18 protein-coding genes are annotated in these 18257 nt (G+C 41.1%); 9 read left to right on the top strand and 9 right to left on the bottom strand.

What is annotated here, in order from left to right; genetic code table 11:
• Positions 1 to 9: 9 nt before the first annotated feature.
• Complete coding sequence (locus VK664_RS24125; protein ID WP_461401281.1) at positions 10 to 960, bottom strand: UDP-3-O-(3-hydroxymyristoyl)glucosamine N-acyltransferase; 951 nt, start codon at positions 958 to 960, stop codon at positions 10 to 12.
• A 571-nt stretch (positions 961 to 1531) separates the two neighbouring features.
• On the opposite strand from VK664_RS24125, the gene VK664_RS24120 reads away from it, so the two are divergent.
• The 5 genes from VK664_RS24120 (at position 1532) to VK664_RS24100 (ending at position 5625) form a co-directional block, all read left to right on the top strand.
• Positions 1532 to 2119, top strand: coding sequence for a pseudouridine synthase (locus VK664_RS24120; RefSeq protein ID WP_461401280.1), 588 nt, complete (start codon positions 1532 to 1534; stop codon positions 2117 to 2119).
• A 379-nt stretch (positions 2120 to 2498) separates the two neighbouring features.
• Positions 2499 to 3374, top strand: a complete 876-nt coding sequence (locus tag VK664_RS24115) for a YicC/YloC family endoribonuclease (protein WP_461401279.1) — start codon at positions 2499 to 2501, stop codon at positions 3372 to 3374.
• Positions 3375 to 3454: 80 nt separating this feature from the next.
• Positions 3455 to 3925, top strand: a complete 471-nt coding sequence (locus VK664_RS24110; RefSeq protein ID WP_461401278.1) for a gliding motility lipoprotein GldH — start codon at positions 3455 to 3457, stop codon at positions 3923 to 3925.
• 12 nt (positions 3926 to 3937) lie between these two features.
• Positions 3938 to 4912 (top strand): sensor histidine kinase, encoded by a 975-nt coding sequence (locus tag VK664_RS24105; RefSeq protein WP_461401277.1) that lies wholly within the window; start codon positions 3938 to 3940, stop codon positions 4910 to 4912.
• 11 nt (positions 4913 to 4923) lie between these two features.
• Positions 4924 to 5625, top strand: a complete 702-nt coding sequence (locus VK664_RS24100; protein WP_461401276.1) for a response regulator transcription factor — start codon at positions 4924 to 4926, stop codon at positions 5623 to 5625.
• A 118-nt stretch (positions 5626 to 5743) separates the two neighbouring features.
• On the opposite strand, the gene VK664_RS24095 is transcribed toward VK664_RS24100, so the two are convergent.
• Both VK664_RS24095 and VK664_RS24090 read right to left on the bottom strand, forming a co-directional pair.
• Positions 5744 to 7621 (bottom strand): BatD family protein, encoded by a 1878-nt coding sequence (locus tag VK664_RS24095; protein ID WP_461401275.1) that lies wholly within the window; start codon positions 7619 to 7621, stop codon positions 5744 to 5746.
• Between the two features lie 101 nt (positions 7622 to 7722).
• Positions 7723 to 8430 (bottom strand): SDR family oxidoreductase, encoded by a 708-nt coding sequence (locus tag VK664_RS24090; RefSeq protein ID WP_461401274.1) that lies wholly within the window; start codon positions 8428 to 8430, stop codon positions 7723 to 7725.
• Positions 8431 to 8521: 91 nt separating this feature from the next.
• Between VK664_RS24090 and VK664_RS24085 the strand changes: the two genes are divergently transcribed.
• Entirely contained in the window at positions 8522 to 9217 is a 696-nt protein-coding gene (locus VK664_RS24085) for a YjjG family noncanonical pyrimidine nucleotidase (protein ID WP_461401273.1), read from the top strand.
• A gap of 109 nt (positions 9218 to 9326) precedes the next feature.
• On the opposite strand, the gene VK664_RS24080 is transcribed toward VK664_RS24085, so the two are convergent.
• The 3 genes from VK664_RS24080 to VK664_RS24070 all read right to left on the bottom strand — a co-directional run bounded on the left by VK664_RS24080 (position 9327) and on the right by VK664_RS24070 (position 11925).
• A complete protein-coding gene (locus VK664_RS24080; RefSeq protein WP_461401272.1) occupies positions 9327 to 9983 on the bottom strand; it encodes a phosphatidylserine decarboxylase family protein in 657 nt (218 codons plus the stop codon).
• Positions 9984 to 10108: 125 nt separating this feature from the next.
• Positions 10109 to 11005, bottom strand: a complete 897-nt coding sequence (locus VK664_RS24075; RefSeq protein WP_461401271.1) for a phosphatidate cytidylyltransferase — start codon at positions 11003 to 11005, stop codon at positions 10109 to 10111.
• Between the two features lie 86 nt (positions 11006 to 11091).
• The gene (locus VK664_RS24070) at positions 11092 to 11925 is read right to left on the bottom strand and encodes a CPBP family glutamic-type intramembrane protease (protein ID WP_461401270.1); all 834 of its coding nucleotides are present in this window, start codon (positions 11923 to 11925) and stop codon (positions 11092 to 11094) included.
• Between the two features lie 99 nt (positions 11926 to 12024).
• Here VK664_RS24070 and dusB point away from each other — a divergent pair, with 99 nt between their 5' ends.
• Positions 12025 to 13062 carry a tRNA dihydrouridine synthase DusB gene (gene dusB / locus VK664_RS24065; RefSeq protein ID WP_461401269.1) on the top strand — a complete coding sequence of 346 codons (1038 nt, stop codon included), beginning with the start codon at positions 12025 to 12027 and terminating at the stop codon, positions 13060 to 13062.
• Between the two features lie 4 nt (positions 13063 to 13066).
• Here the strand turns inward: dusB and VK664_RS24060 are convergent, their stop codons facing one another.
• From VK664_RS24060 to VK664_RS24050, 3 genes are all read right to left on the bottom strand, one after another.
• On the bottom strand, positions 13067 to 13756 hold the full coding sequence (locus VK664_RS24060) for a glutathione peroxidase (RefSeq protein ID WP_461401268.1): 690 nt from the start codon (positions 13754 to 13756) through the stop codon (positions 13067 to 13069).
• A gap of 56 nt (positions 13757 to 13812) precedes the next feature.
• Positions 13813 to 15183: an aldehyde dehydrogenase family protein gene (locus VK664_RS24055; protein WP_461401267.1), complete on the bottom strand. Its 1371-nt coding sequence runs from the start codon at positions 15181 to 15183 to the stop codon at positions 13813 to 13815.
• 86 nt (positions 15184 to 15269) lie between these two features.
• The gene (locus VK664_RS24050; RefSeq protein ID WP_461401266.1) at positions 15270 to 16595 is read right to left on the bottom strand and encodes a GntP family permease; all 1326 of its coding nucleotides are present in this window, start codon (positions 16593 to 16595) and stop codon (positions 15270 to 15272) included.
• 165 nt (positions 16596 to 16760) lie between these two features.
• Between VK664_RS24050 and VK664_RS24045 the strand changes: the two genes are divergently transcribed.
• On the top strand, positions 16761 to 17237 hold the full coding sequence (locus tag VK664_RS24045) for an Lrp/AsnC family transcriptional regulator (protein ID WP_461401265.1): 477 nt from the start codon (positions 16761 to 16763) through the stop codon (positions 17235 to 17237).
• A gap of 10 nt (positions 17238 to 17247) precedes the next feature.
• Positions 17248 to 18225, top strand: a complete 978-nt coding sequence (locus VK664_RS24040) for an EamA family transporter (protein WP_461401264.1) — start codon at positions 17248 to 17250, stop codon at positions 18223 to 18225.
• Positions 18226 to 18257: the final 32 nt, after the last annotated feature.

Raw genomic sequence — 18257 nt, 5'->3', positions numbered from 1 at the left:
ACTCATAATTCATAATTCTCTTTGCATCGCCTTTTTCCATAACTCAGGTATTCTTTTTATCCAAATGAGTTCCTTTTTTTTGATGCCTGCATCATCTGCCGGGGTACCAAAAAAGATCTTACCCGGTGGTATGTTTTTACCAACCCCGCTTTGAGCAAGTACCACTGCATTGTCCCCGATAGAAAGTGTTTTCGAGAGTCCAACCTGTCCCCATAATATTACTCCATCACCAAGTGTGGTAGCGCCAGCGATACCTACCTGGGCTGCTATAAGACAGTTTCTGCCAATAACCGTATCATGACCTATATGAACCATGTTATCGATTTTGGTACCTGCACCAATCACTGTATCATGGCTAACCCCACGGTCAATTGTACAACCAGCTCCTATCTCTGCTTCATCATGAATCACAACACGGCCTGCGCTTTCCATCTTTTTGTACCAGGCATTGCGGTCTTTTTTGGTATTATAATAAAATGCATCGGAACCAATTACCGTTCCCGCCTGGATAATAACATTATCACCAATCTGAGTATAATCCAGGATTGTAACATTGGGATGAATAAAACAATTTTTACCTATGGTTACATGATGCCCGATGAAGACATTGGGTGCTATATAACTTAATGAATCAATGCTTGAGTTGTCACTCACGGGTTTATCAGCCGGGACAAAAGGCCTGAAGTGCCGGACAATCTTTTGATAAGCTTCAAAAGGCTGCTCTACAATCAGGAGTGACTTCTCTTCCGGGAAGCTTGTCTTTTTATTGATGATGATAAAACTAGCGGCCGATTGAATGCATTTGTCATAGTATTTGGGGTGATCTACAAAAACCAGGTCACCGGATTCTACTTTATGTATCTCGTTGATCCCTGTCGCCTGCCTGTCTTTATCGCCTTCGATCTCTGCACCGATTAGTTCCGCGATCCATTGAATTGATACCGGAGAGGGAAATTTCATTGTTCTTGATTTTGTTTATAAGATGACTAATACAAAAGTAAATGAAGGACATTTAACGCCCGTTCCTTTTATTAAACAGGAGCTTAAAAAGTACCGTTCGATTTTTCCAATGATCAATATTCACTTTTATTCAATGTTTTTGGGTATTTCTACGATGATTGGACTAAGTTTTTAAAAATATTTTTGAACTATTTTTTTTAACAAATCAGCCCGATTTTTATCAGTTTTGTTGATCGTGTTTTAATAGTCACTGATAAGAAATTTTGAGACTTTAAAAATATGACTTGATAGAAACGAGTGGTGACAAGTGTTTCAGAAGACAATTTTTTACTGCCGTTTTTTATGATGTTATTATGCTTGCCTGGTTCTTAACTTTATCTGCTAATAAAGGGTGCATCCGGCCGTCGCTTTTCCACACGATAAAATAAAATGTGAATAAAATTTGCATTAATTTTTTTTCTGAAAGAAAAAATTCTTTTTAATATTGTGTAGGGAAATTTTGATTCCCACTACTTACTAACCCATCTACATAATAAATCTCCCGACTCATCGGGAGGTTTTTTTTTGAAGTATGTCCAGTTATTACACGATTCATAAACCCTTCCAGGTACTTTCCCAGTTCTCATTCCAGGAATCCAGGCAAACGTTAAAGGATATTTATAAGTTTCCAACTGATGTATATCCCGTGGGCCGGCTGGATTATGACAGTGAAGGTTTACTTATCATCACCAATGACAAGTCGCTTAATCATAAGTTACTCAATCCTGCATTCGGACACGAAAGGGAATATTGGGTGCAGGTTGAAGGACAGATCACAACCGATGCTTTAATTCAGCTACAGGATGGAGTTGAAATCTCCATTGATGGCAGACTGCACCAGACCCGCAGATGTATTGCCTCGGCCTTTCTATCAGTACCGCATGTAGCTGAAAGGAATCCACCAATCAGGTTTAGAAAAAACATTCCGACAAGCTGGATCAAACTGATACTTACAGAAGGTAAAAACAGGCAGGTGAGAAAGATGACAGCCGCAGTTGGATTTCCAACCCTGAGGCTCATTCGTTACCGTATTGGCCATCTTACCATTGATCAAATGGCGCCGGGCGAATATAAAGAGTGGGATAACCTGCAGATCTACCAACTATTGGGAATCAAATGAATCCTTTCGTTCAATACCAGGACTTGCATTCAATAGCCAGTCATTTCATTCAATACTCAGTTCTTTCCCTCAATACTCAGTTCTTTCGTTCAATACTCAGTTCTTTCGTTCAATACTCAGAGCTTTCAATACCGAGGGCATTCATTCAATTCCCGGCCCTTTCTTCAATACCGGTGATTGCGATCACAACACTTATTCTTTTAAACCCGGCATTAATTAAACCCTGGACTAAACATTATTCGTTTCCACACTATACTATACTATCATCAAGGTTAGAATTTACCCCGAATCTCAGGTTATACCGGGCCATTACTAACCTAAATAAACAAACCGGTTAATCAGCTTCAATTCTTATCTTGCCACCATAAAAAATTGGAATATGCTAAAATCCATGACTGGTTTTGGAAGAACTGAAAGATCTGTAGGCGATAAAACTTTCCTGGTTGATATAAAATCATTGAATGGAAAACAATTTGAACTAAACCTCAAAATGCCGGCTTTTCTGAAGCCTTTCGAATTCGAAATCCGTACGCTTCTTTCTAAGAATCTAAACCGTGGTACTGTAGATTGTACAATTAATCTTAAGGAAACCGGGAGCTCGAAACCTGTAAGTATAAATACCGAACTGGCTAAAGCTTATTATCAACCGATCGCAGATCTGTCAGCTGCCCTGAATCTGGATCCATCATCTATACTCAGCACATTGTTAAAATTGCCCGAGGTGATCACGCCAACCGGCGAAACGCTGACTGAATCAGAATGGGAAGAATTTAAAAAAGTGATGGAATCAGCAATTGAAGATTTGAATCAACACCGGCTAGAAGAAGGCAAGGCACTTGAACAGGATCTTTTGCTTCGTATCAACAACATTCAGCATCAGCAGGATGAGATCGTTAAACTGGAACCCAACCGGAAACAAAAAATCAGGGACGGCTTGGTAAAGGTGCTGGAGGAAAATGTGGGCAAGGAAAACTATGATCCAAACAGGTTAGAACAGGAATTAATATATTATATAGAAAAGATTGACATTAGTGAAGAACAGGTGCGACTAAAAAACCATTGCGAGTATTTCAAAACCCTGCTACTTTCCAACGACGAAGGCAAAGGCAAAAAATTATCATTCATATTGCAGGAAATAGGAAGAGAGATTAATACCACCGGTGCAAAAGCTTATGACTCGAACATCCAGCAATATGTTATACAGATGAAGGATGAACTCGAAAAAGCCAAGGAACAGGTCCTTAACGCTCTGTAACCATAATAACAGGTATTAAGCATTATCAATTGGATAAAACCAATTAACCGATTCCAGTATTTTTGTAAAAAACCGGTCACTTGAAACACTTTCTATCCTTTCTGATTTTTACACTGGCTTTTGTATCCTGCCAGCAAAACATCGATGTATTTGAAAAAAATGTGGAGATTCCAGATCATGCCTGGAGCTCAGGATTTAAGCCGGAAATAAGTTTCACGGTACAGGACACTACGGCGAGGTATAATATCTATGCTGTGGTTCGGCATACCGATGCATACGAGTTTAATAATATCTGGATCAATATCTATACAAAAGTTCCCGGCGATTCAGCTATGCGCAAGCAACAGCTCGATCTTAAACTGGCTACTGATGAGAAGGGCTGGCTGGGTAGTGGTATGGACGACATATTTGAACACCGGATCCTGATCACCGCACAACCTGAAGCGCTCACAAAAGCCGGCACATATACTTTCAGTTTTGAAAATATTATGCGCGTTGATCCTTTGCCCGGGGTATTGAATATGGGTATCAGGGTTGAAAAAGCGAAATAAGCATAACTGCTGATGAAACTTCCTTCAAAAAAGAAACTTGCAGTCGCCACCTTCGTTTACTGGTTCCTGCTGGCCTATATTATTGCCATTCTTTTTTTCTGGTTTTTTGTTCTGGAAACACAGAACACCCAGATGAGCAATTACAAACTTAATGAGTTAAAAAAAGATGATCCGGCCTATATCAGCAAAATAGAAAAGATCGCTGCTGAGAAAAGACTGAAAACAACCCAATATCTCGGTGAGGGCCTAACCTTTCTTGCAATGATCCTGGTAGCTGCCTTATTCGTTTACCGGGCAGTGAGGAGGCAGTTCATTCTTCAGCAACAACAACAAAATTTTATGATGGCGGTTACCCATGAACTGAAAACGCCGATTGCCGTTGCTAAACTCAATCTCGAAACCTTGCTGAAACATCAGCTTGACGATACACGCAAACAAAAGATCCTGCAGATGACCCTGCAGGAAATCAACCGGCTCAATAATCTCTCAAGTAATATCCTGGTATCCGCGCAACTGGAAGGCGGGCGTTACCGGGTTGGAAAGGAAGAACTCGATCTTTCTGATCTTGTGAAAAGCTGTGTTGTCGATTTTATTAACCGCTACCCCGAAAGACACTGGACGACCGATATAGAACCTGAACTCGATATAAAAGGTGACGCGTTGCTGCTCCAGATACTGGTGAATAACCTACTTGAGAATGCCATGAAATATTCGCCGAAAGAGGGCAGGATAAGCTGCACCCTTAAGAAAGATCATCACAAGGTCATACTCTCGGTTACCGACGAAGGCAGTGGAATACCCGATTCAGAAAAGAAAAAAATCTTCGAAAAGTTTTATCGCATAGGTAACGAAGAAACAAGAACTGCAAAAGGAACTGGCATTGGTCTTTATCTTTGCCGTAAAATCGCTGATGATCATAATGCAGACATTCGTGTGACAGACAATCATCCCACCGGCGCTAATTTTATCATTCGTTTCCCGGTTTAATTCAACTCCATATGGCTTCAAAACTTTCGATTTTACTAGTTGAAGATGAAGAAAACCTTCACGAAGCTCTTAAGCTGAATCTTGAGCTGGAAGGATATGAGGTAACCTCCGCTTTTGACGGCACCGACGCATTGAAAAAAGTGGAAGGCGAATATTTCGATCTCATAATCCTGGATGTTATGCTACCTGAAGTGGACGGTATCAGCGTTACTGAAACCGTGAGGGTGCATAACAATGACGTCCCGATTCTTATCCTGAGTGCAAGAAATAATAGCGCAGACAGGGTTCTGGGACTCAAAAAAGGTGCGGATGATTATCTCACAAAACCATTTAACCTGGAAGAACTGCTATTAAGAGTTCAGAAACTCATCAACAAGAACAAAAAAATGCAGGACAAGGATACGATTGGAGATTCGTATTCATTTGGTTCTAATAAAATTGATTTCAGGGCCCAGGAAGCGCAGATCAAAACCGGCGAAAAAATTCAGCTAAGCAAAAAAGAAGCAATGCTTCTGAAACTGCTGATTGAAAATAAAAATGAAGTTGTGCCACGCGAAAAGATCCTTCAGACTGTCTGGGGTTATAACGTTTATCCAACTACCAGGACCATCGATAATTTCATATTGAACTTTCGCAAATATTTCGAAGAAGATAGCCGTAACCCGCAATTCTTTCATTCTGTAAGAGGTGTGGGTTATAAATATTCAGAATAGTGCAACAGTATTCAGAATAGCGTAACAGTATTCAAATAGCTTAACAGTATTTAGAATAGCTTAACAGTATTTAGAATAGTGTAAACGCATTAATCCCGCAATTACTGATAGTAAAGAATTATCCGGTTGCAGTTATCGGGTTTTTCAATTTATCACCCACTTCAACTGCTTTATCAAGTAGTTCCTGCATATCCGAAGGACTATGATCAGGAGTGTAAAGCGCCCACTCACATTCATTTAAAACGGTCAGAAAGTTATTTATCACAGGTGCCGCTATCTCCTGCTTCTGAAGCTGGAAGCTTATATTCTGTTTATTCAGAAAAGACGGGAGTACGTCACAGCGTTCTGCCGCAATCTTCCAAAGCACTTGCTGTACCTCGCGGTAAAAGCCCTTGGTATCATCGTTAATAAGAGATTTACGGGCATTCCCAAACATGGCTGCTGCAGGTATAACTTCCCTGACTTTTATTTCTGTGACCGGCATTGGTTTTAAGGGTTCAGCATTTGTAACCGGTTCCTTTATGCCTTTCTTCAGAAATACCGCCTGGTATAATATCCAACCGATAATAACAAGTGCAACACCGCCAAACCAATAAAGATGCAGTGGTTTGTCGGCCAGGCTTTTCACATTCCGGGTTTCAATAAAAGGAGTTTTTTCAGAAGCTGAAACGTGAAAACTGATTGGTGCAGTTACAAGTGTCTTATAATTTTCTGACTGTGGATCGAAATAAGAAAATGAAACAGCTGGTATTGTATATTGGCCGGTATCCCTTGCAGTAACAGCATAATCAAAAGTTTTTTTACCACTCAGCGGATACACAAACTGGTTAAGATCTTCCTTTACAGTAGGCTCAGAAGTATCGATTCCTTTTGGCCAATCAATATCGGGCAAAGTCACCAGCTGAAGATTACCGCTGCCGGAAAGTTGCCATTGTATTTTTATTAGTTCGCCCTGCTTAATTTCTTCGGCAGGCATTATGGTTTGCAAGGTAAATTTTCCGACGGCACCGGTGAAATCAGCTGGCTGATCTTTTTCAGGAAGTGGTTTTACGTCGATAGTAACCGGGACAGTTCTTAAAGTAGTATAGTGTTCAAAATTGGATCTGAATGATGAAGATTGATCGAGCAATCTTTGCAACTGACTTTTCCCGTCATTTTTTAAACCATTCGTTTTTACAAAATGTACTACGCTTTCTATTTCTGCGGGGTCTAGTTCATATTTGCCTGCCTGTAATGGAAATAACTGGACCTTCCTGATCAGGTTGGTATAAAAAGCGTTTCCTTTTATCACTTCAACCTCTGGTTTGTTATCATAAGACTCAACCATTTCGACCACACTAAAACCAGGAAACGAAGGTCTTTTAACAACCTGTGAATTTGAATTTAGCCGCGAATAAGCTTTATATGCAACCGCTAAAGGCTCTCCTACATAACAAGAGGTTTTGTTTGTATTAGCACGCAGGAAGAAATTGTTTTTAATTTTGTCCTCTACCTTTTCTCCAGGCCTGATCTCAGATTCATCTTCTACTCTTGGCTCATTCTGCATTTCCTCAGGTTCAGGAACAGAAGAAAGCCCGGTTTGGCTCACTGTTATATTTATTGCTTTCGTCGTAAGCTTGCGTCCATTAATAGTTACCGAAGCAGCCGGAATAACAAACCTGCCTGTCTTCATCGGGGTTAGTACAAGTACCTTTGAATAGGAATCTATCCATTGAAGCGTTTTACCGCCGATTACCTGTGATGCCTGGTTTGTGAAAGTATCATTAACAACAAATCCCTTTATATAAGGAATTTTGATATCGGGAACATACTTAGCACCATACACAACAAATTGCACCTGGAAAGGCTGTTTCAGCGCAACGCTTTTTTCGCTTACTATCGATACGAATTTCAGCTCCGTTTGTGTATGGCCAGGCATTGCAGACATGAAGAGGCCGGCAATGAAAAATAGCCGGTAAATTATTCCTGTAAATGTCTTCGTGTTGAATTGCATCATCTGACCCCTGGCTGGTTCAAACAAATATAAAATTAAGCCAGCCAATTCAGCGCTTAAATAAAGTTAAATGGACGAATGGTGCTTATCCCTGGACGACCAGTCTACAAGTCGCCAAGTTGGGGGCGCAGGAGAATTTCTTCGACACAAGCCCTGGACGAAAGATTCGCTGCGGAATATATCATATCTGCAACATCTTTTTCATCCATAAGACGCTGCGGGTCAACGCCAGAACTCTTCCATGAGTCGGTATATGCCGCACCGGGGTAAACGGCTGTTACTTTTATGTCAAAATTCTTAAGTTCTTCCCTCAGGTTCCTCGAAAATCCAGCTAAAGCATATTTTGTAATGCTATACGCCCCACCATTCGGATATGCTTTCAATGAAGCAATCGAACACATATTGAAGATATGTCCACGGCGATTTTCTATCATGCGTGGTAATAATTTGCGGGTCAGGTAATAAGCACTGTATAAATTCACCTCAACCAGCTTTTCAAGCACACCATCGTCTTCTGTACTTATGCTACCTGGAAAATAGATACCGGCATTATTAACCAGGATATCTGTTTCAGTTGTTTGATTAAGCACCCAGTCACCAAACGCTATTACCTGTTCTTTGATTCCAAGGTCACAGTTATAAGTTTTGAATTCAGATGCCTTATAAACTGCTCTCAGTTCTTCCGCCGTTTTTTCCAATCTTTCTTTATCCCTCGCACATATCATGACCAGGTGCGATTTGCCATCGGCCGCAAACTTCTCTGCTATAGCTCTTCCAAATCCCTTTGAAGCACCTGTAATTACAATATTCATACCTGCATCATTTATAACGAAGTTAGAATCTAATACAGCTTACCAAACTTTTTTTACTGAAACTGGTTTGGTAATTTTGCAATAACAGGATATGAAGTATAAACATCTCTTTTTCGACCTTGATCACACGTTATGGGATTTCGATGCAAATGCGCGCTTAACTCTGCATGAGTTATATCATGGGCATGATTTGGCCAACATAGGTGTTCATGATTTTGAACTGTTTCACAAAAATTATATTGTTCATAATAACCATTTGTGGGATAAATACCGGAAGGGTCAATTGAAAGTAGATGAATTGCGATGGAAGCGCATGGCGCTGACACTACTGGACTTTAAGATCGGTGATGAATCACTGGCAAAAGCACTTGGCGATCGTTTTCTCGATCTGCTTCCTTCCAGAACGCTATTGTTTCCATTTGCCATTGAGATGCTTGAGTATCTTACCGACAAAGGTTATGATCTCCACCTGATCACCAATGGATTTGAGAAAACCCAACATTGCAAATTACAATATTCTGGTTTAGCAGGCTTCTTCAAAGAAGTTATCACATCGGAAGGAAGCAATAGCATCAAACCAAAAAAAGAAATTTTTGAATATGCCTTCAAAAAAACCAACTCCGCTCCTGAAAAAAGTATTATGATAGGCGATAGCATTGATGCAGATATTCAAGGTGCTATCAATGCGGGTATAGATCAGGTTTTTGTAAATCACGTTAATGAAACGACGTCAATAATACCGACGTATACGATATACTCATTGGAAGAGTTAGGGCATATATTCTAGTGGTGAGTGGTAAGTGGTGATTTTAGTTGTGAGTTAAGGAAAGTGAATTAATCACTCATCCAATGATTAACTCAACTTACCACTCACCACTCACCACGCACCACTGAATTCAGAACGTCGCTAACACCGTAACCCCTCCTTGCACCATATCGTCAATCTTCACGTTCAGTTTTGCACCGACCGGCAACAGGACGTCTACCCGGCTACCAAATTTTATAAAGCCGTATTCTGCACTTTGTTCCACTTTTTGACCTACAGTCAGGTAGTTTACAATACGCCTGGCTACTGCTCCTGCAATTTGTTTATAGAGAATTTCGCCATGCAGGTTTTTTACAACGGTTGTATGGCGCTCATTTTCGGTTGAAGATTTTGGATTCCAGGCAACCAGGTATTTGCCCTTATGATATTGATTGTATACAACCTCTCCCGACACAGGATTCCGGTTTTGGTGTACATTCAATGGACTCATAAAAATAGAAACCTGCAGGCGCTTGTCCTTGAAATATTCTTCATCCACTGTTTCTTCTATAACCACCACTTTGCCATCGGCGGGACAAACCACAACGTTTTCTTGTTTTGTAAGTTTCCTTTCCGGGATACGAAAAAATGAAATAATAAAAAGAAGAAAGAGGAATGAAATAATAAAGATCAGCCAACTTAGCCAGGGATAATGAAAGCTGATATAATAAAACGAAGCAAGGTTTATCAAGGCAAATGCAACGGCAATTATGAAAATCGTTTTGTAGCCTTCTTTATGTATCCGCATATTGGAATTTAAGCCGCAAAATTAAGGATTTGGCCTTATTTGCGTTTGAATGATTTGATTGAGTTAACTTATCCTTTTCAATCCCTGTCTGGGAATAAGCATTTATATTGTTGAAATAAATGGCACTAAGACATAAACAGCTGAACATAGATCCACACAGCCGGAACCACAAACAGCAGTGAATCGAACCGATCGAGAAAACCGCCATGGCCTGGCATAATACTTCCACTGTCTTTGACATTTGCCAATCTTTTAAGCTTCGATTCAAACAGGTCACCTGCAGTGCCAAAAATGGCAACTATAGCCCCGATTATGAACCAATGATAGTCCGGGATTGGTGACTCCGTTGGTATACCAATGATACCGGAATAATCACTGCTGCCGATTAAGCCGATGATCAATACACAAAGCACCATTCCTCCCAGGGTACCTTCCCAGGTTTTCTTTGGTGAAATTTTTGAGAAAGGTGTCTTCCCGATAAAAGAACCAACCAGGTATGCCATTGTATCATTGATCCAGACCGCCAGGATAACTGTGAGCGGAATATATGGACCTTTTGAAAGACCTGGTCCCGGATGATAATAATCATATAAGCCAATCATCATCGCCCAGGTTAATGACATATAAATCAGCCCGGCGAAGGAGAACACAACGTTTCGGCCGGACACCTGTTTAGAAAATAATAACTCAACCAGCGGAAGTAGAAATATAAACATCAACCCAAGCCACCAGCCCATTGAATGAAGTGAGAAATCACCAATATTAAACATATCATTGGTGAAATATAACATGATGCACCAGCCTGCAAGCATCACTCCATATCGATGAAACCCGGTAATCTCTGAATACTCGTGATCAATCAACCCGATTATCTTCTGGTATTCAACCCAGCAACCAAAATGAATGATGGAAAACAATATAAAAAAACTCCATTGGCTCCACAGCAAACCAGTCAGCATTACAGCGACGAAAATGAGTGCGGTCAACGCCCGTTTTCTGAATGTAGCAATATTCAGCGCCATATTATGCTAACAGGGTTTTGTTATTCATCAGGCGATATAGTTGTTATGAGGTGTTAACCCGTTGCGGTCATAAACTTTCGACCAGGTTATGGTAGAAAGCCGCTGGTATAAACGAAGTATTCGAAGACTGCAACGGCACTAATTAATGCCAGGTAAAAAGGCACTACCGGATTTTCGTTGATGTATTTTGTAGCATAAGAGGCAACGATCACCTGTACCGCATTGGTAATAAAATGCGCGACAATGCTTGTCCACAAACTTCCGCTGAACCAGTATAATGCTCCCAGCACAATCCCGAGGAACATCCGGGGCAAAAATCCCTGGAATTGAAAATGCAGGGCAGAAAACAAGGCTGCCGTAACAATGATTCCTACCCATGGTCTCCTGGTGAGCTGAATGATCACACGTTGCAATGCGCCCCTGAAAAACATTTCTTCACAGATAGCCGGTAAAAGTGCGATGACAATCACGTTTATTATGATATCTGTCCCACCGGTTATCTTAAGGAAAGCCTCCATCTGTTTTGCTGCCAGTTTTTCCATTTCTATCATGGAAGCTGGCATCGGAATAAGTTGATTAAGCTCCCCCAACCAGAATACAAGTGGAAAAGCTAAAAGCATACACCCGATCCCAAGTATATACATAGATACTTTCTCGGCAGGCTTAAATCCGAGAAAGTAAAAATAACTGCCCCTGAAACTGAACAAGGCATATAATAAAGCTGGTAAAAAGAAAAAAATCAAAGATGATGCGGCCTGGACCCACTTCATGGTGGCAAGGTTTTCCGGGGCAGCTAAATCTATTTTACCGCCAAAAATTATCTGGCTTAAGCTCGCCAGTAGTAATTGTGGAATGAAGTAAACCAATAAAAGCACACCCAGCTGTGTATTAGGCGATTTAATTCTTAAATGACCGGTCATGGCTGGTATAAACGAGGATTAATTTGTAAATTTGCAACCTTTCAAGATACGCAAGATAAGGATATCCACTGATTGCGAAGGACTGGCAAAGTGATAATTATGATTCAGATTGGCAACATACAATTACCGGAGTTCCCGCTTCTTCTGGCCCCGATGGAAGATGTAAGTGATCCGCCGTTTCGTGCAGTTTGTAAAGACAATGGCGCCGATCTCATGTATACTGAGTTCATCTCTTCGGAAGGGCTGATCCGCGATGCGATCAAGAGCCGCCAAAAACTCGATATATTTGATTATGAACGCCCTGTGGGCATTCAAATTTTTGGAGGAGATGAAGAAAGTCTGTCACTGGCTGCAAAAATCGTGGAAGTTACCAACCCCGACCTGCTTGATATCAATTTCGGCTGTCCCGTAAAAAAGGTTGCTTTGAAAGGTGCAGGAGCTGGAGTATTAAAAGATATTGACCTGATGGTGAGGCTTACTTCAGCGGTCGTGAAATCAACTTCATTACCGGTCACTGTCAAAACACGCCTCGGCTGGGACGATTCAACCAGGAATATTGAAGAAGTTGCAGAACGCCTGCAGGATGTGGGAATTAAAGCACTTGCTATTCATGGCCGTACCCGGACCCAGATGTATAAAGGGGATGCCGACTGGACACTCATAGGAAAAGTAAAAAACAATCCAAGAATCAGGATACCGATCTTCGGAAACGGTGATATCGATTCTCCCGAAAAAGCGCTTGAATACAAAAACAAGTATGGAATAGATGGTATCATGATTGGCCGGGCAGCCATCGGATATCCATGGATCTTTAACGAAATCAAACATTATTTTCAAACGGGTGAGCACCTGCCACCACCGACCATTACAGATCGGGTTGCTGTTTGCCGCAAACACCTGTTGCGATCTGTTGAATGGAAGGGACCTGTAGTAGGAATCAATGAAATGCGCCGGCATTATGCCAACTACCTGAAGGGTCTACCAAACATAAAAGAATTCCGTGGCCGCCTGGTTACTCTTAAAACGCCTGAAGAAATAAATGAAGTTTTGAATGAAATCATCATCCAGTATTCAGGTTTTCAATTTGAAAAAACCCCGATTGTATTGGAAAATTATCACGAAAAATGCCCGGTATAGGGCGTTACATCTCAACGGCCTGTATCATTTCCTTTCCCAAAGGGCTTACTGAAGGGTCAAAATAGTGCGTAAGCATTCCTTTTTCGTTGATCAGGTATTTTGAAAAATTCCATGAAGGAGCTTTGTCGTTCCAGCCATTAAGGGATTTGTTGGAAAGCCATTCGAATACCGGGTTTTGATTTTCTGATTTTACCACCACTATTTTTGTTGAAAGCGGAAAATTGATCCCGTAATTGAGTTTACAGAATTGCATTATTTCTGCATCAGTACCTTTTTCCTGTTCGCTAAAATCATTTGCGGGGAACCCAATCACCTGTAGTTTGCCTGCATACTTTGCCTGGAGCTGTTGCAATTCTTCATATTGCCTTGTATACCCACAATCTGATGCGGTATTAACAATTAGTATTTTTTTACCAGAAAGCTCTTCCATGTTCAGCTCGCTACCGCCATTTAATTTAACGGTCAGATTGTATAATGATTTCAGCGGAGTTTTATGACCGCTATTCACAAAAACATCACTGTTTTTTCCGAAAAGCCGGGTAACTCCTGTTATCAACGGATAAATTGCTTTCATTACTTTTTGTTTACCCGTCATGGCCCTGGAATTTCTGTTTACAATAAAAAAATAAATAAGGCTGCTCATCGTCAGCACTGATAAAACAATCAAACCAATATTTCTTTTCCTGTATGTCACCAGTTCAATTTGATTTTTTACCGGATAGATTGTCCCATCTTAACCTATTCGCAAAATTACCCAAAGATCCTCTTAAGCAGTTTGATCTTTCCTTTGAAAGTGGGGTATTTGATTCTCGGATCAAACCAGAATGGCGTTTTCATGACAGACTTCGGTCGGCTAAAAAGATCAAAACTGAATTTCCCATGATAAGTCCCCATGCCGCTACCCCTGACTCCGCCGAAAGGCAAATGATAGTTTGAAAAATGATAGGCGGTATTATTAATACAACCACCGCCAAAAGAAGTTTTCTTTATCCAGGCATCAACAACTTCCTGGTTGCGGGTGAACAGATAAAAAGCAAGCGGGTCAGGATTCCTGGTGACTATAGCCATTGCCTCTTCAGTATTCTTATACGTAATTACAGGAAGTATCGGTCCGAATATTTCATCATGCATAATAGGTGCTTCAACATTTACCCTATCGAGAATTGTAGGACCGATATAAAGTTGGGAGATGTCATGATCACCGCCATAAACAACATCTCCATTATCGAGATATCCAACCAGCTTTTTAAATCTTGATTGATTGATGATCCTTCCATAGTCATGGCTTCCGGCAGGGTCGCTGGTATAAAATTCTTTGATCGATTTACCAATCGCGTCTATAAGCTTATCTTTTACTGATTCATGAACCAGGAGGTAGTCCGGGGCTATACAGGTTTGACCAGCGTTTAGCCATTTACCAAAAGTGATGCGTTTGGCTGTAACGAAGATATCGGCGTCTGGTTCTATCACTACGGGACTTTTACCCCCAAGTTCCAGCGTGACTGGCACCAGTTTGTCTGCAGCCAGTTTGTAAATCTGCCGGCCAACAAAAGTGCTACCCGTATAAAAAATATGATCAAATCTAAACGACTCAAGCATCGGTGGTATAACCTGGTCGCCGGGCCCATTTATCACCCGGATATAATTGTCCGGAAAGATGCCGGCAATCATTTTCTCTATGAGGCTTGCAGTTGCTGGTGCCATTTCACTGGGTTTTAATACTGCGCAATTACCTGCAGCTATTGCAGCCATAAGAGGAATCATGATCAGTTGAAAAGGATAATTCCATGGAGCGATGATTAATACAACTCCAAGTGGATCGCGGTAGACCTTACTCGATGAAGGGATATTTGCAAATGTAGTTTTCACTGAAGCGGGTCTTGCCCATTTTCGGAGGCGAGATAAGAGATGTTTTGTTTCTGCTAAAAACAAACCGGTTTCGGTTGCATAAGCTTCCTCCTCGCTCTTATGCAAATCTTTATAAAGCGCCTCAGCTATTGCAGCTTCGTTTTGGATCACCAGCTGCTTTAAAGCATTTAATTGTTTGATGCGAAATTCTATGGACCTGGTGGCGCCCGAGTCGTAATATTCGCGCATTGGGGTTAATGAAATAGTTTGCATCAGCCTGGAGATTAGGAGGTGATATAATATAATTCAACATGCAAATTGATATATATTAACGATATTAATTGGGCTTCCGATTACACTCAGATAAAAATAGAAACGAGATAGATCATCACTATGCTCACAATGCCCATCCAGACAGTGGCTACCGAATAAACTCTTAACATCGTTTTCATATCCAGACCGCTGAACTTTGCGATTACCCAGAAATAGGCATCGTTTGCATGAGAGATCATCATAGAACCTGCACCCATTGCCAACACGGTCAGCAGGCGACCGTTTTCTGTATCAAGATGAAGCGCCGGAAGCAAAGGCAGCACCACTGAAGCGGAAGTAATGATCGCAACCGTTGAAGAGCCTTGTGCTGTTTTCAGAATAAAACTAAGGAGAAATGGAAATAGTAACCCGAGACTTCCCAAAGCAACTGCATTACCAAAATGTTCACCGATTTTTGTTGCTGCCAGCACTGCCCCAAACGCACCACCCGCGCCGATGATGACTAATATTCCGCCCGCCTTTTCAGCTGCATCTGTCAACAATTTGCCCAGTGCATTTTTCTTCCAGTTCTTACCCGCATTTAATGCAAGCAACACACCCATAGTTAAAGCTATAACGGGATCACCCAAAATGAGAATCATTTGCTGCCAGGGAGTGTAAGTTTCATTTCCCTCTACAAAAGAATGCATGGCTATCAAAAGGATTGGAACAATTACCGGGAGAAATGCTTTAACCGGGGATGGCAGTTCATCACCGGTTTCTATTACTTCTTCATCGGCCGAACGCAGAAACGGGATTTTTTTCCCTGCATATTTTGCCCACCAATGACCAACAAACATGGCAGGAAGCGCAACTATTATTCCTATCATTATCAGCTTTCCATAAGCAACTGATAATGTTCCCGCAGCGGCAGCGGCACCGGGATGTGGGGGAATAAGACAGTGCACTGAATACAGACCAGTTGCCAGGGATACACTCATGATTACAACTGAGATACCGGTTCGACGCGCTATCGACTTATTAAGACCGCTTAACACGATATAGCCTGAGTCGCAAAAGATCGGTAGCCCTACAACAAAGCCGGTAATACTCATGGCCCAGGCTGCATGTTTGTCCCCGACGCGTTTTAATATATAGGCTGCCATTACTCTTGTACTGCCGGTATGTTCCAGCAAAACCCCCAGAGTGGTGCCAAGCACGATGATGAGACCCAGTGATTTCATAATGTTTCCAAAACCTTCTTTTACTAATCCCACTATTTGTAATGCCGGTATTTGGACGCCGAGCCCAACAACAAAACTTGCGAGAACCAGGGCAAAAAAGGCATGCACTTTGAACTTCGTGGTAAGCAGTATTATCAGGGCTATTCCAGCCAGCAAAGCAATTATCACTTGGGGAAGCGATGAGGTCATTCGATACATTTAGAAGTGAATCAACAAGTTAAGTCAAAATATAATCGAGTCAACAGATCACGATAAGAATAATATGCTGTATTTGGATGTTTTTCAGAATATTATTCTAAAATAACATTAAAATGAGAATTTAATTCTGTTATTTTCTATATTTGTAAAAAAAAGATGGAAATAAATCTGGATAGCGTGGATCTGCAGATTCTCAACATTATGCAAACCAACGCAAAGATTGCAAATGTCGAACTGGCACGCCAGCTCGAAATGGCTCCGTCAGCAGTTTTGGAACGTGTTAAAAAACTAGAACAAAAAGAAGTCATCAAGGGATATACAACCCGCATCGATCCATTAGCTGTACAACAAAAGCTGCTTGCATTCATATTTATAAAGGCCACTGATGGGATGGGTACTACTGAAACCGCACGTTGCATTGCAGCGATACCGGAAGTACAGGAAGTACATCATATTGCGGGGGAAGATTGTTTCCTGATTAAGATCCGTACTGCCGACTCCGCTTCCTTGATGAATATTATGCGAACCCGATTAAGCTCTATCCCGAGAATTGTTTCCACCAGGACAACTATTGTACTGGAAACTGTAAAGGAAGAAAACACAATAATTATATCCAAAGCTCCATCATTATAAATTTTATATCATGTCAACAGTTCCCAAAATTCCACCTTCTAAGCTCATGGTCATCATGGCCTTTGCGGTGGTATACATTGTGTGGGGTTCAACTTATTTTTTTATCCGCCTTGCTATTGAAGATTTCCCCCCCTTCATCATGGCTGCTCTCCGGTTTATTATAGCTGCATTGCTGATGTTTGCATGGTGTATTTATAAGAAGGAACAACTATTGAAATGGCAGGAAATTAAACCAGCTATTGTAAGCGGCCTCCTGATGCTCTTTATCGGTAATGGTGCAGTAGTCTGGTCCGAACAATATCTTGAAAGTTCATTAGTTGCGATTCTTGTTTCAGCAGGGCCAATATGGTTTGTGATGTTGGATAAACCGAACTGGGGTGTTAATCTTAAAAGCAGGAATATAATAACAGGATTGCTGATTGGTTTCATAGGTGTGATTGTATTGTTTAGCAACAATGTAACAGAGGCGATTTCCGGATCGGGCAGCATGATACAAATTGTAGCAACAGCATTGCTTGTAATTGGATCGATTTCCTGGGCAGGTGGTTCATTGTATTCAAAATATAAAACCAGTGGCCAATCAAACGCTGTAAATACGGCCTGGCAGATGCTTAGTGCCGGCTTGCTTTTTACGGTGTTCAGTTTTTTCAGTGGCGAAACAAAAACATTTGATGTTGCTGCGGTCTCTACAACAGGATGGCTTTCTCTTGTGTACCTGATTGTAATGGGTTCACTCATCGGTTATAGTTCTTATGTCTGGTTGTTGAGTGTTCGCCCGGCAACACAGGTAAGCACACATTCCTATGTTAACCCCATAGTAGCAGTGCTTCTTGGAGTTCTGCTGATCGGCGAATCATTAACTCTTTTACAGGTAACAGGTTTGGTTATTATTCTTGCCAGCGTATTACTTGTCAACCTTAATAAATACAGAAAACCTAAAGCAGTAACTGTTGCTCCTTCATCAAAATTAGCCTGCGAGGTTTCATAAAGCTGTAAACAGGCAATTATTTCATTAGATTC

The sequence above is a fragment of the Flavitalea sp. genome, from assembly GCF_035489435.1.
GTDB lineage: Bacteria > Bacteroidota > Bacteroidia > Chitinophagales > Chitinophagaceae > DATHKG01.
The sequence above is the reverse complement of the archived record's forward strand: the minus strand, read 5'-3'. Positions and strand labels throughout refer to the sequence as shown.